Genomic DNA, 16,070 nt, shown 5'->3' on the forward strand with positions numbered 1-16,070 from the left:
TTGTCCCCCTATCTCCGTTTATCATAGAGCACCCCTTTGCTCCCCTGACCCATCTGTTTCAGGTAACCGGTAAATTTACCGCTTACATTATTCTTCCTTATCTTTTCCTGGAGCTGTTCCTGAATCACTGTCATTTTCATTGGGATTCTGGCCTCCAGTTCCCGGATTCTGGTCATGATGGCAAATACCTCCTGCCCGTCCCTGAACACTCCCTGCTCCGTCCCGGTAAGTCCGGCGTAATCGCACTGGTTCCGTCCAATGCTGTAGCAGTATGCGCCGTAATCCGATGCATCCCTGATGGCAGCCATTCTCTGGTCCAGTCCGTCTATTTTACCTATGAGGGACTGCCGCGCCTTCACCGCATCAACAATATCATCCACAGCATCCAGGGCATCCGTATCCAGCCTCAGGGTTTCCTGCTCATACTGTCCGAACAGAATGGCCTTTTCCCTGAGCAGCATCCGCATCTGCTCAAGCACTTCCATGTTTCTCCTCCTTTATGTCCGCCCCAGTCTCCTGGGCAAGAGCTTTCAGATTTCTGGAGAGCTGGAATACCTTAAGCAGGTCCACCTTATCAGATGCCTCCTTGTTATTCTCCATGGTAAGATACAGCTCAGTGCGGCATATCTTCATATCGCCGGGAGCTGAAATGCCCAGACGCACCTTGTCGCCTTTAATCTCCGCCACAAATATCTCAATATCATCGCCAATTTTAATTGATTCGCCCTTTTTCCTGGATAAAATCAGCATAGGCCGTCCCTCTCTCCCTGGCTGAATATGGACTGCCGTATAGGATAATCCTGGTCCAGTATTACCTGGACAGCCAGATTCGTCTTATGGTTAATGATGATGGGACTTTTCAGGTTTACCGTGGAATTGCGGAATGTCTCTCCAATGACCATGAGAACCCAGCAGTCCAAATCATCCTCAGGCACTGCCTGCAGAAGGATTAGGATATCCTGCATCACCACCGGGGCATAATCGCGTTTTACCTCCAGAGGATTCAGCATAATAAAGCATATATTCTTCTGCTCAATGGACTGCAGCCAGCAGATTCCATTTCCCATGTTGGAATCATTTACAAGTACAAACTGCGTATATTCTTCAAACCCGAATATAGGCTGTTTAAATGTTATAATATTTCTTTCTTCTATTTCAAGGATTCCGAAATCCCGCGTCTCTATCTTCAAGTAAATCCCCCTATCTCATCCCTGATGCCAATCATCCTGCCTGGCTACTGCGCCCCTTCATTGACGGCCGGATTGGCGCTGGGCGGTACATACATGGGTTCACCCATATACTCTATCTCCACCTTGGGATACTGCTCCACATTTACGCTGAGCTCACCCGGCACATACCTGGCAGACGGCTCCTGTACCTGAGGTTCAAACTCAACCTGGGCAGGGGTAAAGTCAACGGATAAATCAGCAGGCTCCCATGAAATATCCGGACCCACCGATGGAATAAACGCAATTCCAGTGGTGATGTTGGCCTGAGCCATCATCTGGTTCTTTATGATGCCGGAAACCGTCGCCCCATCCTGAATCTGCATCATCTGGTTGCCCACCCTGGAATACTGGGCAGTGGCATCCGATGCAGCTTTAAGGCCGGCGCTGGCAGCATCCCTCATTAGTCCTCTGGCTGTCTTGAATCCCAGGCTGTCCCTGGAACGGGACGTATCAATATCTACCTTGATATGCTCGGACTTCATATTCAGCTTACCAGGATTCTGGATGATTCCCACCTCCGGGTCCGGCAGCCTGCTCTCAAGCCTGGCCCGCTGGGACGTCATGGACAACTTAATGGGGGTAGACGTAATTTTTAGGACATTCATCTTCAGACACCTCTTTTCAACTTATTTCATAAAGTCAAATATGGACGGCGGTATGATGCTGGACCCCAGCTGAAGGGTAATCATCCAGGCTGTCTCATAGGATTTGTTGTTAACGGCCTCTGTCTCAATCTTAACTGCCTCCAGGTCCGTCTGGCTCTTCTGCAGATTGATAAGACCTGTTTCCAGGCGGTCCTCCGTGCGGTCCAGAAGCTTTTCTCTTGTTCCCAGTTCAGATGTGGCAATGGAAATATTGCTCTGCTTTTTCTTAAGCTGTGACAGGGTATCCATGGCTCCGTCCTTGTCACCGCCCCTTAGCTGCTCCTCCACCTTGCCAATGAGGCTGTACAGATTATTGGGAAGGCCATTTTCATCCCTGCCATATCCCAGCACATCCACGCCGGATGTGGAAATCTTGATTCCTGTCTTTGCCGTGTTCATTCCCGATGCATATGTACCGAATCCGATATCCAGATAAACAGGTTTATTTTCATCAAAATATGTATCCGGATTATCCTTATCATAGGCGTCCACCAGTTTCCCGTTGAACATCAGATTTCCATCTGAATCCACAGTGAACGGAGCTTCGCTGTTGGATGAACCGGAAAACAGGAACTTATCCCCGTACCGGGCATTCATGGTCTGGAGAATCTCTTCCTTAAGGCCGCCTAATTCCTCTGCAATGGCATCCATGGAATCCTGGCTGCTGGCTCCCCCTGCCTTGGTGGCCTTTTCATAGACCGTCTCAAGAATGGAGTTGAGCGTAATAATATTGGAATCCGCTGTCTCCAGCTCTCCCCTTGCATTCTTCACCACACTGATATGTTCCTCGGACCTGGCAATCTGGTCCCTGATGGCAAATGCCTTTGACGCGGTCGCCGGGTCCTCCGACACATGATTATATTGACGCCTAGATGACAGCTTCAGGTTGGAGGACGCCAAATCAGATATATTCCTCTGGAGATTCCTGTTATAGGTAGCTGTCATCATATTTTCCGTGATTCTCATATGCCCCTCCTTAACGCCCTACTATGCCCATCTTATTGATAATCATGTCCAGCTGCTCATCCATTGTAGTCATGAGTCTTCCCAGAGCCTGGTATGCTTTGTTGTATGTCATCATGCTGATTCCCTCTTCATTCAGGGAAACCCCGGACACGCCCATGCGCTCCGAATCCACGCTTTCCGCAATGGCCAGGGAAGCGCTCATCCTGGCGCTGTTTGTCTTGATTCCGCTTCCCAGCGTATTGGTGACGCTGGATATAAATTCACTGAAGGTTCCCGTGTATTCACCGCCAAAGTTAAAATCCTGCTCCAATGCAGCCTTCATATCAAGGATATCCTGATTGTCCAGCTCTCCGTCGGGATTCTGTTTCCGGATAATATAGGAAACATCGTCGGCCCACAGGTCGCTGATGCAGATATTTCCCGCTGTCACTGTTCCGTTGGAATCTCCCTGGAGAAGAAACTTGTATTTATCCGGGAAATCAGGGTCATCGGCATGAATCTTATTGTTAAACACATCCGCCAGTGTCTGCGCGAAATGGTTCATCTGGTTCTGGTAGTAAGGTATCCCTGCATTGATTTGGTCCGCGCCGGTCAGCATATCCGTAAACCCTCTGATGGCTCCCTCTCCCAGACTGGCCTTCTGGTTGCTGCTGTTCCATGTGAGAGTGACGCCGTCGCTGCCAATGTTAATCTTATCATTGGTGTAGGAAGCCCCGGAAGCGTCCACCACCACCTTTCCATTGATTTTCACCTGAATCTTTCCATCATCCAGGTCGGTTACCTGGACATCGCCGTACCGTGACAGGTCATCCAGTATGACATTCCTCTGGTCCAGCAGGTCATTGGGCCCGTAGTTGACTCCGTCATAGTCGTTGTTGCTGAATATCTCATGGGCAATGGAACGGTTCAGCTCAGACAGCTGGTCTAATTTTGTGTTGATATCCGTCACCGCAGCCGACAAATCATTCTTTGTCTGTTCCATCAGGGTGTTTAGATTGGCGTCATATTCATTGAGCACCTGGGTCACGCCTTTAAACGCATTCATGACAATATTGGCATTGGTCTCCTGGTACGGGGAGGCGCTGAAATCCGCCAGTGCCTGGGACAGGGTGTTCAGAGCCGCCTTGATGCCGGTTCCCTCTACCTCAGGGTCACTGATAATTCCCTCAATCTGGTCCATAATGGCTGCCTTCTGGTCATAATACCCCACGTCGCCGTACTGCTGCCTGAACTTGGCATCCAGATACGGATTGCGAATCTGCGCCACTCCCTTGACATCCACGCCCTGTCCGGCCAGGGGAATGGAGCTGTAATTATACTGGTCGCTTCCGTAGGTATGGACACTCACCGAATCCAGACGCTGTCTTGTATATCCCTTTGTTTTAGCATTGCTTATATTATTGCCTACAATATCTATGGCCTTCTGATTAACCTGAATCCCTCGTTTGGCTGTCTCCAGCCCCATAAATGTCGGTCTCAATTTACCACTCTCCTATATAGGCCCTCATCAGGCCTTTTTTTCCAGTTTACTGCCCTTATTGAATGCAGGACGTCCATAGATGCCGGTGGGATTTCCCACATATCTGGAATCAACTCCCATCTGCTCCAGCTCAGACTTGGCTAACGCCTCTGCCTTCTGGTTGTAATACTGTATATTTCCTATGGCTCCGTCAATTCTCCGGTACAGGTCCATAAGCTCCTTTTTCTGCTCCGGCCCTGCAACCTCTGCAATTTCTTTTAAGGTCCTGCCCTCAAACCCGCAGGAGACAAACAGCTTCTGACGTTTCTGCTCCATGTTCTCCAGCTTCTTATCCATGGCCTGCTGCATCATGATGGTCTGCTCAACCTTATCCAGCTCCCTGGTCATCAAAAGCCCTAATTTCTCAATCTGCTTCTGTTCCATGGCCTCCAGTGTTTCTGTGTATTCCCCCAAAAAATCAATGATTTCTTCCAATATGTTCCCTCCTACAGGCCGCTCATAAGGCGTCTGGCAATCTGCTCCGCCGATACCTGGTATGTCCCCTCCTGCACCTGTTCCCTTAACGCGGCAATCCGGTCAGCCGGAGCCCCTTCTTCCATGGACCTTGACAGTGCGGCTGAAAATGAGGATGCACCGCTTTTTTTTGCGCCCTCGCTGCTGATGCAGATAGCATCACCCCTTGCCTTTCCGGCTGCCTGTACGGGAGCAGAAAGGCTTTTTTCCGTATGTTTTGCATTGCTCACTGCCTTCTGATAGGCTGCGTAATTTCTCGATACTTTTATATCCATATGTCCGGCTTCCTTTCCCTGCATGCTCTTTGTATGGTGGGCCTGATAAGTGGTTGTGATATTTCTATAGTACTTATCGTACAGGGAAGATAAAACTTTATAGTTCTTCAGGTTATTTTTATATTTATTTTGCATGATTGGGACCTTTTTATCTTTTTCAGAAACAAAAAACAGATAACAAAAAACCGTTATAGGGGGAAATCCTGGGATTTTGCCTCTTAACGGTTGATGGGGTTGTTTTATATTGGTCCGGTCCTCTGTATATCTGACTGTCTACAGGCTGTCTCAGTGCCACGGGGCCTTCTTTACCACCAGGATAGCCTGTACAAGCGCCCCGGTTACTTCGGACCCATTTTCCAGCTCCGCCTTCCTGCGCTTTTCCTGTTCCCCTTCCTTCATCACCACGTACCGCGGTTTCAGACGGTTAAGGGCCAGTGCTGCTATATCCTTTTTACACTTATCACATTTACAGCAGTTAAACCGGTCCAGGGTGGAGTCCAGCTTGTTTATCACCAGTTCCTCCATAAGGTTTACCAGTACCATATTATTTTCTTCTTTAAACGGAAATGTTACCGGGTTACGCTTAAGGGTTTTTGCCATGGCGGCCGCTGAGGGCGCTGATAAAGCCGGCATGCCTGCAGCAGTTCCGTCTCCATCTGCACCATCTGACGGCACGGCGTCTATTTGCCCTGCGCCCGGGTTTCCTGTATCTCCCTGCGCTGCCTTTGCATCTCTTTTAGAGGCAGAGGGCATAATCTTGCGGTACATTATTTCCTTGTCAATCTCTGTCCTGCTCTTAGACATCTGCCTTAAGCCCCCTTTGAATCAATTCCTGTATCAACTTTTTATAATCCCGGACCGCATTGCAGTCAGGTGCGTATTCCAGCACGGAACGCTGAAGGGACTGGGCTTCCCGAAGCGCTACGCTGTCCCGGATAAATGTATCCAGAACCGGAAAACCCAAATCCTCCGCCACCATACGAAGGGCGCCCTCCACCTCTTTGCTGAATTTTGTCCTGGGATTGTGCTTTGTAAGAAATACCCCCAGTATCTGAATCCGGGGATTACAGTAATTTCTGACGCGGCATATGGTTTCATCCAGCTGGGTAATGCCCTGCAGGCTGAATATATCCGAAAGCATGGGCACCAGGACGTAATCAGACGCAGTGAACGCGTTCACTGTCAGCACGCCCAGGGCCGGCGGGGAATCTATGAGAATGTAGTCATAGGAGCTCTTCAGGGATTCCAGCGCCTCTTTTAAAAGGAACTCCCTGCGCGCCCCGGTAAACTCCAGCTCAATCCCGCTGAGCAGGATATTGGACGGAATTATATCCACCAGAGGGGATTTCTGGACCGCATACCTGGGTTTCAGCTCTCCTTTTAACACATCGTAAATGGTAGCGCTCTCCGTGTCCGCCCCCATGGCGAAACTCAGATTGCCCTGCGGGTCCATATCCACCGCAAGGACTTTATATCCCTTTTCTTTCAGCGCTGTTGACAGCACGTAGGCTGATGTGGTTTTCCCCACACCGCCCTTCTGATTGGACAACACAATTGTTACCGACATAGCTACTCCCCCGGGAACCTGAAGGTTCTCTCACATTATGTTACATATTATAGCAAGAAATGTCGAAACAGACAATTGTATTTTACTGTATGAAACCATAAAACAGGATTCAAAAAGGCGCTGCTTCATGGCTGCGTGACCACAGCCATTTGGCAACACCTTTTTATCTTATCTGTTTGGAACTATTTTACCGTTAACCTGCCCGATTACCATACTTACTATAAATTACTGTAATAACTGTAATACGGACTGCGGCTGCTGATTGGCCTGTGCAAGCATAGCCTGTGCAGACTGAACCAGTACGCTGTTCTTGGTGTAGTTCATCATTTCCTTGGCCATATCTACGTCGCGGATACGGGACTCTGCGGAAGTGATGTTCTCAGTGGTAACACCCAGGTTGTTGATGGTGTGCTCCAGACGGTTCTGGATAGCACCCAGTTTGCCGCGGCTGGTGGATACGGTGTTGATGGCGGTTTTGATTTTGCTCATGGCCGCGGCCGCGCCGTCTCTGGTGCTGATGTCAACGCTGTTTAAATCAAGGGCATTTACGTGCATGTCGGCAATGCTTAATTCCAACTGGTTGTAAGAATCGCTGGTATCGCCAATCTGGAGCTTCATGCCGCCGCCAGCTGCAAGGCCAGTACCGGCCTTACCATTTTCGCCCAACTTAAGAACATTAGCTGTACCTCCAGACTTAGCGCCTGAAATTTCTGTACCAGTTTTGGCACCTTCAAAATCCATTCTTATATCCGAACCAGCATCTGATAACATTTTGTTAATTTCGGTAGCTGTATAAGACTTTGTACTAGTCAAATTTAATGCCACATTTCCATCCACATCAACAGTTGCACCAATTGTACCCGTAGTTTTCGTTGTTAAGGTATGGGTATTCTCACCTGCTTTAGTAGATGAAATTGAAATACCACTGGCACCTGTGTCTGCGGAAGTCGCCTGCGCAGCTTTAGCTGTTATCAATGTAGCAGACCCCGAAGCGTCAGTAGTACCGGTAATGCTTATGTCTTCATCCAACTCAATTTTAATATTCTTTGCAGTTTCTGGAGTACCGGTAGCCGCAGCTAATGCTTGATTAAGCTGTTCCTGAGTAATTTTATCACCTGTGTCACCAGAAATGGTAACTGTTAACTTTCCTCCTGCCCAATTAGCCTTAACGCCAGCTGCACCAGCTGCCGTTTTAAAATCTACAGTGGTATTTTCTCCAGCACCAGAAATAGTAGCCTTAAATTCGTCCACGTTACCTGCTGATAAATCCACTTTTCCACTCACACCGCTGGTTCCAACACCCATAGTACCATCCAACAACTTAATCCCATTAAAATCAGTACCGTCAGCAATACGGTTAATCTCATCCTTCAATGCAGAAACTTCATCCTGCAGCGCCTTACGGTCCACATCATCCGTATAAGTGCCATTAGCAGACTTGGTAGCCAGCTCGGTCATACGGTTTAACATGGAATGAACTTCCTGTAATCCGCCCTCAGCTGTCTGCACCAGGGAAATTGCGTCCTGAGAGTTATCGGTAGCTGCTTCCAGGCCTTTAATCTGTGCTCTCATCTTCTCAGAAATAGCCAGACCAGCGGCATCGTCGCCTGCACGGTTGATTCTATAGCCAGATGATAACTTCTCCAGTGACTTTGATACTGCGCTGTTGTTAACCCCTAACTGCCTGTTGGAATTAAGTGCCATAATATTGTGCTGAATCCTCATACTAATTACCTCCATGTAATTGTTTTTTACCGGGACTTCCCTGTCCCTCGTTTTTTCTGGTTATTCCAATGAACGACGGGCCCTGTCGGACACTGGACCGAGCTTCCGAGACATACCATCTCTTCCGCTCTGTAATATTTATCGTACGCCCCTCCCATTTTATTTACCAAAAAAGTGCACAAAAATCATCGTTGATTTTTGTGCGCCTTATCCATATAGACTCTGTTCAATATAAAACTCTTCCAGGGACAGGTCGTGGTCCTTCATGTATTTTGCCGCCTCCACCCCCACATAGCGGTAATGCCAGGGCTCATACTGAATTCCCGTGATATCCGTCTTATTCTCCCCATACCGCATGACAAAACCGTAATCCTGCGCATGTTCCACCAGCCATTTACTCTCCGGTGTATCCTCAAAAGCCCGTTCCAGCTTGTGGTATCTTCTGGTATAGAAGTCCACTGCCAGTCCCAGACAGTGTTCCCCTGAGCCCGGAATGGATATGGTCTGTCTGGCCAGATTATAGGATTCCTCCTTGGTATGTCCGCCCTTCACATAGGACTGGACCTTTCGGTTAAACAGTTTTTCCTGCTTGTCCAGCGTCCTGTAGCCGGAACACACCACCGGAGACAGGCCCTGGGTCTTCATATCTCCTACCATGGCCATCAGCGGCTCATAGATTCTCCTATCCACTGACTGCTCCGTACCGGGAATGGCCTCCAGCTCCACCTCATAATCTTCCGGCACAGGATATTCCGCATTGGTAAGTATCAGACACCACATATCCTCCTGCGAGATTCTAAGGACTCCGGCCTGGTCCCCCCCACCTTTTTCTGCATCATTTTCACTCCGCACAGCTTTCCCGCTTCCTGCCTCATCCCCACTCCCTTTAACACTCCCCCCGCGTTCCTCCCAGTCCTGCGCCGCCGTCTGTTCTTCCCCCGCCGCCAGCTCCTCCCGCACCGCCAGCTCCCTCTCCTTCTGCACCGTCCTGTGAGCCGAGATATAAAACAGGGTCAGGATTAACAGGAAGGTGTAAACCGCCACCCGCCGGTTCCTGACCACACGCTGGTCCCTGGGTTTCCTCTGAACCATATTCCGCGTTTCCTCCTAACATGCCGTTCTCTCAAATCTACCGTATCCTGCGCAGCTGGTCCCCCTGACGCCTGAGGATATACCGGTACAGCAGGTCCTCCTGCTTTGTGGCCATGTCCATGAATTCACAGCCATAGCCATATCCCCCTTCCGGGCGCTCCGCCCGCCTGCGCACTTCGCATACAAACAGCATGGAATCCCCCATAGCCGGTATGACGATATTGAATCGGTCATTGACCTTGAATTCCTCCCTGGTACAGAACATCAGGCCTCCCAGGCTGATATCCACCAGGCGCACCTTCAGGCCATTGTAATCCTCGGACCCCTCTCCCATGTCCAGGGTTTCATTTCCACGTATACAGTTATAGATAATTCCATCGTCCCTTGTACTGATGCGGAAATACTCCCGGCGCTCGTCATTGGTGGCCTCATTGAGTTCCACGATTCGGACCAGCTTGGGAGAGGACAGGTATACCCGTCCTATGAGTACCTTAAATCCAAGCTGTGTATTGTATATCTCCAGCTTAATAATTAAATTATATGGAATTCCCGGCAGTTCATTGCGGGAGCTGCCCACATCTATGAAGTTCTTGCCTATACGATGGAGGACGCCCATGCTAATCAAGTCGTTGTTCTTGGCCTTTATGACACAGGACGAACCCACATACCCGTCCAGCAATTCAACCATCTTCCATACCCCCTGTTATCATGAAGTCTGCTTACTGTCATCTTTGCCGTGTCTGGATACCAGGTTCCGGCGCAGACGGCCGGGCTGGCTGGTTTCCTCTGTTTGCCCGGCAGATGCGGAGACTGAAACGCCCTTTTCCACTCCGCGTATCTGGGCGGATGTTTCTATGAGCTTGCAGTAAATAGCCGCAACCACTTCGTACAGCTCCACCGGTATATTGCTTCCCACATCCAGCATACACAGCAGGGATGCCGCGCTGTCATCCTTGAACACCGGAATGCCTTTTTTTTCCGCAATATCAATAATGTGTTCTGCAACCGTTCCATACCCCGATGCAATCACCACCGGGGACGTGTCCTCATCTACGTTGTATTTCAAAGCAACTGCTTTATTTTTCTTATATTTTGACATCTACACCCGTCCTTTTAAACGGCAGGTTTTTAAATACCTCCATCAGGGACCGCACATGGTCCATGCGCTCCACCTCTATGCCCGCCGCCCTGTATCCGTGTTCCTCCATGATGTTTCTGAACGCGGGAACCAGCCCTTCAAATATGCTTATATAGGATTCCGGACAATACAGATGGAACCCCAGCTCCCTACCCGCCATCATGAATTCCGCCTCCATCTGACCCACTCCCGGCACATCAAAGGTTATAAGCACATGTACGTGGCTTCCTTCCCGGCTGCCGGGCTCCCCGTTCCTGCCTTCGTCCTTTGGGTCTATCCACAGTTCGGAAAATGCCTTCATCCCCTGGTAATCCACCGGTATCACAAAATGCAGAAGAGGCGTATAGTTGCAGGGAGAGGATAAAAGACTTGTGATGATTTTTTCTATCTTATCCCCGTTCAGGCTGTTCATGGGTGTCTCCCTGTCCTGCTTGGCAATGATTTTAGCCAGGGTATCCATGATGCGGGAACGGTTCATCTGATGCTCCGGCTCCCTGAAACCGGCAATGTATTCCCTTACCAGCTCCCTGATATGTGCCTTTTCCTCCCTGTCGTTCACATGGATGAGAAGGTTCATAAGGGCCTCCTGGAGGTAGGCGTCATTGTCCTGATAGCGGGACATATTATACAGTATGTTGGGAATGACCCTGGCCGCCTGGGGCGTGTAGAGCACGCTCTGTTCCAGTTCCTTCAGGGCCTGCTGCACCTGGGGCTTCAGCTCCTCAAATTCCCGGCCGCCGGGACTCTCCCTGACACGGGCGGCAAGCTGTGAAAACATTCCGGACAGATTCCTGCTGCCGGTCAGCTGTTCGGACAGGTATTCCAGGCTGTTGGCCACTGAGTCCAGAACGTCCTGTCTGGATATGCCTGCGTTCACAGCCTTTAAAAGCTCGGCTGTTTCCATCCGCAAATCCGGCATTTCTTCCAGTATTCCCCGCAGCAAGTCAAACAGCTCGCCCTTAAACAGGGTAGAAGCGTATTCCTGGTCTACCAGTTCATCCACAATGTGTTCCGGGTCAATGAGAAGGGCATCAAATAGCTGGCGGATTTCCTGGGTCACGGTATTGTTGTTGACCGGAAGCAGATTGATGATTTCCTCCAGCATATAGATATTTTTCAGATAATTGACTGTCACAGCCGGGTCCTTCAGCAGGTTCATAAGGGTGGCTGCCCCGGCTTCCCCCTCCAGCACATTGTGATGGCCCAAAAGGCCGCTGCCCGACGGGTTCTTGGTAATATGCCTGATTTCCTGCATATCAAAGGGAACCGAAGGGTCCTTTAATGCCTTGTCAGGCTGTATAATGTTCTTGTTGATAACCGGAGAGGTCACCCGCAGGATGTCTGCCATTACCGAATTCCTTTCTTGATTTCCCCGTCAAGATAATAGAAGACACAGCTGTCCTCCTTCTTGGAAATACTCATCTTACAATCCCCGATATTGATTACGGTTCCGGGAAATACCTCCCTGGCCGTAAGCCTGGACTTGCCAACCTCCCTCAGCTTCCTGGAAAGCTCGGCACCCTGCTGCTTCAGTTTCTTTTCCTTCAGGGTATTAATAGGGGCCTCCAGCTTCAGTTTGGATAAGCGTTCTCTCTGGGAGGGGGTTATGGTCCCCTCCTTCAGCTTGCTGTTGAGATAAGAGATATCTTTATTAAGCTCCGTCAGTTTCCTGGAAAGCAGAATCATCTCCTTTCCCACTGCCTCCATCTCATCCATGAGCTGGGGCGTCAGTCCCAGGGTCACGGACGTGGCGATATGGCTGGGCGCTCCCACTGCCTTAACATTCATGCAATTGTAAACAGAACAGCTTCCGCCGATAAATGCCCCTCTTTTTCCAATCAATGTCAAATCATGGCCGCAGGACACCTCGGAATTAATGATATATTCCGCCTGGATATTATTTTTGGAATAAATATTACAGTCCTCCAGAAACTTAGCCGTGATATCACCCTCAGCCTCCAGCACGCCGGTCCTCATGCCCCGCATTCCTTTGTGCAGCAGAATATCGCCTCCTGCGCTGAGACGGGCGCCTTCCACGATGCCCATCACCGTAATATCGCCCTTTGCCCTGACGCTGTAGCCCTCCAGAACATCACCATGAATAACAACGCTGCCTGTAAAGTTAATGTTTCCCACGGAATTGTCCACATTGCCGGACACAGTAAATACATTCTCCACATGGAAACGGCCGGACCGGAAGGTCAGGTTGCCCTCGCAGCCAGCCAGCAGCCTATCCCTTTCTTCGGAGTACACAATGTTTTTTCCCTGGGGAACAGGGGGCATGGTTCCCTTTTTGCCGTGTACAGGCTGTCCGTACACATCCATGCCGTCCTCCGGTTCGGTGGGAAGGGTAATATCGCAGACCACATCCCCCTTCTTCACATTATGTATCAGGTTCGTGCTTTTAAAGTCAATTCCCCCATTGCCCTTGGAGGCGTACTTTATCTGGGCTTTTCTGGGGAAATAATCCTTAATGCGGCCGTCCTCCCCATTTCTGGCAGGCTGGCCCCCGGCGATTATAACCATCTGCAGATACTGTTTTTCACCGGCAACACCGCTTATCTTCTTCCGGTCTATGCCAAAGCATATTCCTTTCTGCTCCAGCGCGTCGTATATCATTTCCTCCGTTATATCAAGCCCGCCTCCGGACGGCCCGTAAACCATCATGGATACCGACATCCTGTCATCTGAAACCAGAAGCTCCACCCTTGCATCCCGGTCCGCTTCCTCTTCCTCCATACTTCCATCCTGAGCATCGCTGAACCCGGACTGGTCCTCATCATATTGCCCGGCGTCTTCCCCGCCGGTTTCCGGACTCTCCTCTTCCAGCAGCTCCCGTTCCATCTGCTGCCGGCGCCTCTGCTCGGTTTCGTTCCAGTCCTCCACGGTTTCCACCCTGTGGTCCTGGTCTCTGTCCCGGCGTTCTGTCTGGTCCGTGCTGTCATAGGGCTGCCCCTGAGGCCCCGATACTCTATCCTGTTCCCGTTCCGGGCTTTCGCTGCCGTCCTCTTGCCGGGGCGTCTCCTCCTGCCCCTCATCCAGGAACTTAGAAAACAAGCTGTATATAAGGCTTTTTTCGTTCATGGGCATCTCCCCTTTCAGTAAGTTCAGCGTACGTCATTACCTTGTATGTCATTACCTTAAGTTATTAATCATCTCTTCCATCTGGTCCGCAGTCGTGACAATCCGGCTGTTGAGCTGGAATGCGCGCTGTGTCTGCATCAGATTCACCATCTCGGTTGACATGTTGGAATTGGACATCTCCAGGGCATGGCTCACGACCTTGCTCTTCTCCTGTTCATCATCCAAATCATCTATGGACAGCCATTCACCGGAGGTTTCTCCTGTGCGGAACAGGTTCATTCCCACATGCTGCAGCCCTTCCGGATTCTCACACACAAACAGTCCGATGCGGTCCGCCAGTCCGTCCAGGTCCAGCTCCCCAGTATCGCTGTCTTTGCTGTCCTCCGATACCTTGTACTCCAGCTCTATGGGTTCCCCGTCCTGGTCCAGCACATAGCTTCCATCGCTGGTGGTCAGGAAATTGCCGTCATCCGTGGAGGATATCTGGAACGCCCCGTCCCTGGTGTAAGCCGGTTCTTCCTCGTCCTCACTGGTCTGGATTGCAAAAAATGCATTGCCTGTTATGGCAAAATCCAGCTCCCGGTCCGTCCTGCGGAAAATCCCCTGCTGGAACGTGGTCCCCGGCCCGTCATTGCGGACCCCGTGTCCCACCTGCGCCTGGGGACGCATATCCATCTGCGTGTACAGTAAATCATTAAAACTGCTGCGCATGGACTTATAGCCGTTGGTGCTTATATTGGCCATGTTGTTAGAAGTCACATCCAAATCCTTCTGGAACGCATTCATGGCTGATACTGCTGTATAGTACGATATATTCATCTGTGGTTCCCCCCTACAGCTTTCCAATCTCGTTGGCTGTCTTCTGATTCATCTGGTCTATGATGGTCAGGGCCTTGCCGCAGGACTGGAATGCCCTCTGCACCTCCATGGCCCTGGTCATTTCATTGTTAAGATTCACTGCTGACTGTTCCAGCTTTCCCTGATACACCGTGGGATAGACCTGAGTCAGCTCCACGCCGTCTCCTGCCCCGTAGGTACCGTTGTCATAAAACTCCAGATTGTCGTAATTGTCCGGCGCCACAATCTGAATCTGGTCCAGGGCGCCGTCCTCATTATCGTAAATGATGCCGTCCGCGCCAACGCGGAATCCCTCCTCATCCACATATACCGGACCGCCGTCCCCCATGAGCTGCCCCACTCCGGGCAGTATAAGGTTTCCCTCATCATCTCTGGAAAAATGTCCGTTTCGGGTCAGATACCGGCCGTTCTCCCCCTGTATGACAAAGAACCCGTCGCCGTTAATAGCCAAATCATAGGTTTTTCCGGTATCTTCAATAGGTCCCTGTCCGTGGGTGGTCATCTCCCTGGTTCCGACGGATATGGTGGACCCCTGGCCCAGCCCCTCCGTCCTTCCGTTCATTTCCCGCACCAGCTGCTGGTCAAAGGTGGTCTTAACCAGGCGTTTCGGTTTATAACCGCTGGTCTTTACATTGGCTATGTTATTGGCTGCCATGTTTAATGACCTCTGGTTCATCAGCATGCCGGATGCGGCTGTGTAAAATCCTGAAAACATAGTTTTATCCTCTCATATAATCTTCCAGGCTGGTTTTCAGCTTATGGATTGCCTTGGTATGTATCTGGCATACACGGGACTGTCCGATACCCATGACCTGGGCAATCTCCGAATACTTCAGTTCCTCATAGTAATATAGGGTAATGACAAGCCGTTCCTTTTCCCCCAGCCCGTCTATGGCTGATGTAAGTGTTTCCATCAGCTCCTTGTAAAACAGGCTTTCCTCTGGTTTTCCCTCTATGCCGCCGGCCTCCAGCTCCCCTTTTGCCACTATGGCCGTCATATCCTGCAGCACGGACTCAAAGGAAAGAAGGTTGGCGTGATTCATATATTTAATGTGATTCTCTACCTTTTCCACGGGTATGTCAAGATAATCCGCCACATCGCCCACATCCGGCTCCCTCATCTGCTCATGGGACAGAATGGAAAATGCTTCGTCTACCTTTTTCTGGAAATTCCTGGCTCTGTGAGGCACCCAGTCCTGGCTGCGAATATAGTCAATCATGGCTCCTCTTATCCGCATAAATGCAAATGTTTCAAACCTGGCGCCCCGGTCCGAATCATACCGTTCCAGACATTCAATCAGCGCCAGCACGCCCTGGTCTATAAGCTCCTCCTGTTCCAGGAGAGAGCCGGCCATGGACCGCAGCTGCACTGCCGCAGAACGCACAATGGGAAGATAGTGCACAATCAGCCTGTTCCTCAATTCCTGGCCGCCGCTTTTTCTGTAGTCGTCCAGAGCACGGACCATATCCTCACTCTCTGTCTGTTCCATCAGCATATC

At 50.4% G+C, this 16,070-nt stretch carries 19 protein-coding genes; all 19 read right to left on the reverse strand.

The genetic code is table 11. The features are described 5' to 3' along the window. Positions 1-8: 8 nt before the first annotated feature. Positions 9-485 carry a hypothetical protein gene (locus FGS84_RS23120; protein ID WP_138310679.1) on the reverse strand — a complete coding sequence of 159 codons (477 nt, stop codon included), beginning with the start codon at positions 483-485 and terminating at the stop codon, positions 9-11. Further along, the gene (gene csrA, locus FGS84_RS23125) at positions 472-750 is read right to left on the reverse strand and encodes a carbon storage regulator CsrA (RefSeq protein WP_138310680.1); all 279 of its coding nucleotides are present in this window, start codon (positions 748-750) and stop codon (positions 472-474) included. Before csrA ends, FGS84_RS23120 begins: the two co-directional genes overlap by 14 nt. Continuing rightward, positions 744-1,190 (reverse strand): flagellar assembly protein FliW, encoded by a 447-nt coding sequence (locus FGS84_RS23130; RefSeq protein WP_138310681.1) that lies wholly within the window; start codon positions 1,188-1,190, stop codon positions 744-746. Before FGS84_RS23130 ends, csrA begins: the two co-directional genes overlap by 7 nt. A 44-nt stretch (positions 1,191-1,234) precedes the next feature. Continuing rightward, positions 1,235-1,834, reverse strand: a complete 600-nt coding sequence (locus tag FGS84_RS23135) for a DUF6470 family protein (RefSeq protein ID WP_138310682.1) — start codon at positions 1,832-1,834, stop codon at positions 1,235-1,237. A 21-nt stretch (positions 1,835-1,855) separates the two neighbouring features. Next, positions 1,856-2,839, reverse strand: coding sequence for an FgL, flagellar protein (locus tag FGS84_RS23140; RefSeq protein ID WP_138310683.1), 984 nt, complete (start codon positions 2,837-2,839; stop codon positions 1,856-1,858). 10 nt (positions 2,840-2,849) lie between these two features. After that, on the reverse strand, positions 2,850-4,319 hold the full coding sequence (gene flgK / locus FGS84_RS23145; RefSeq protein ID WP_138310684.1) for a flagellar hook-associated protein FlgK: 1,470 nt from the start codon (positions 4,317-4,319) through the stop codon (positions 2,850-2,852). 27 nt (positions 4,320-4,346) lie between these two features. Continuing rightward, a complete protein-coding gene (flgN, locus tag FGS84_RS23150) occupies positions 4,347-4,793 on the reverse strand; it encodes a flagellar export chaperone FlgN (protein WP_138310685.1) in 447 nt (148 codons plus the stop codon). Positions 4,794-4,804: 11 nt separating this feature from the next. After that, positions 4,805-5,107 (reverse strand): flagellar biosynthesis anti-sigma factor FlgM, encoded by a 303-nt coding sequence (locus FGS84_RS23155; protein WP_138310686.1) that lies wholly within the window; start codon positions 5,105-5,107, stop codon positions 4,805-4,807. A gap of 285 nt (positions 5,108-5,392) precedes the next feature. Continuing rightward, the gene (locus tag FGS84_RS23160; RefSeq protein WP_138310687.1) at positions 5,393-5,911 is read right to left on the reverse strand and encodes a late competence development ComFB family protein; all 519 of its coding nucleotides are present in this window, start codon (positions 5,909-5,911) and stop codon (positions 5,393-5,395) included. Then, a complete protein-coding gene (locus tag FGS84_RS23165; protein ID WP_138310688.1) occupies positions 5,904-6,674 on the reverse strand; it encodes a ParA family protein in 771 nt (256 codons plus the stop codon). Before FGS84_RS23165 ends, FGS84_RS23160 begins: the two co-directional genes overlap by 8 nt. A 225-nt stretch (positions 6,675-6,899) precedes the next feature. Beyond that, positions 6,900-8,414 (reverse strand): flagellin, encoded by a 1,515-nt coding sequence (locus tag FGS84_RS23170; protein ID WP_347563874.1) that lies wholly within the window; start codon positions 8,412-8,414, stop codon positions 6,900-6,902. A 192-nt stretch (positions 8,415-8,606) separates the two neighbouring features. Then, positions 8,607-9,491, reverse strand: a complete 885-nt coding sequence (locus FGS84_RS23175) for a M15 family metallopeptidase (protein ID WP_138310690.1) — start codon at positions 9,489-9,491, stop codon at positions 8,607-8,609. A gap of 37 nt (positions 9,492-9,528) precedes the next feature. Further along, a complete protein-coding gene (locus tag FGS84_RS23180; protein WP_138310691.1) occupies positions 9,529-10,179 on the reverse strand; it encodes a PilZ domain-containing protein in 651 nt (216 codons plus the stop codon). Positions 10,180-10,197: 18 nt separating this feature from the next. After that, positions 10,198-10,590 (reverse strand): EscU/YscU/HrcU family type III secretion system export apparatus switch protein, encoded by a 393-nt coding sequence (locus FGS84_RS23185; protein ID WP_138310692.1) that lies wholly within the window; start codon positions 10,588-10,590, stop codon positions 10,198-10,200. Beyond that, the gene (locus tag FGS84_RS23190) at positions 10,577-11,977 is read right to left on the reverse strand and encodes an antitoxin (RefSeq protein WP_138310693.1); all 1,401 of its coding nucleotides are present in this window, start codon (positions 11,975-11,977) and stop codon (positions 10,577-10,579) included. The genes FGS84_RS23185 and FGS84_RS23190 overlap by 14 nt, the downstream gene beginning before the upstream one ends. Next, complete coding sequence (locus FGS84_RS23195; protein WP_138310694.1) at positions 11,977-13,713, reverse strand: FapA family protein; 1,737 nt, start codon at positions 13,711-13,713, stop codon at positions 11,977-11,979. The genes FGS84_RS23190 and FGS84_RS23195 overlap by 1 nt, the downstream gene beginning before the upstream one ends. Before the next feature lie 51 nt (positions 13,714-13,764). Then, complete coding sequence (locus FGS84_RS23200; RefSeq protein WP_138310695.1) at positions 13,765-14,532, reverse strand: flagellar hook-basal body protein; 768 nt, start codon at positions 14,530-14,532, stop codon at positions 13,765-13,767. A 13-nt stretch (positions 14,533-14,545) separates the two neighbouring features. Next, complete coding sequence (locus tag FGS84_RS23205) at positions 14,546-15,286, reverse strand: flagellar hook-basal body protein (protein WP_138310696.1); 741 nt, start codon at positions 15,284-15,286, stop codon at positions 14,546-14,548. Between the two features lie 4 nt (positions 15,287-15,290). Further along, on the reverse strand, positions 15,291-16,061 hold the full coding sequence (locus FGS84_RS23210; protein ID WP_347563875.1) for a FliA/WhiG family RNA polymerase sigma factor: 771 nt from the start codon (positions 16,059-16,061) through the stop codon (positions 15,291-15,293). Positions 16,062-16,070: the final 9 nt, after the last annotated feature.

The sequence above is a fragment of the Clostridium sp. 1001271st1 H5 genome (genome assembly GCF_005845215.1).
Classification (GTDB): Bacteria; Bacillota; Clostridia; order Lachnospirales; family Lachnospiraceae; genus Enterocloster.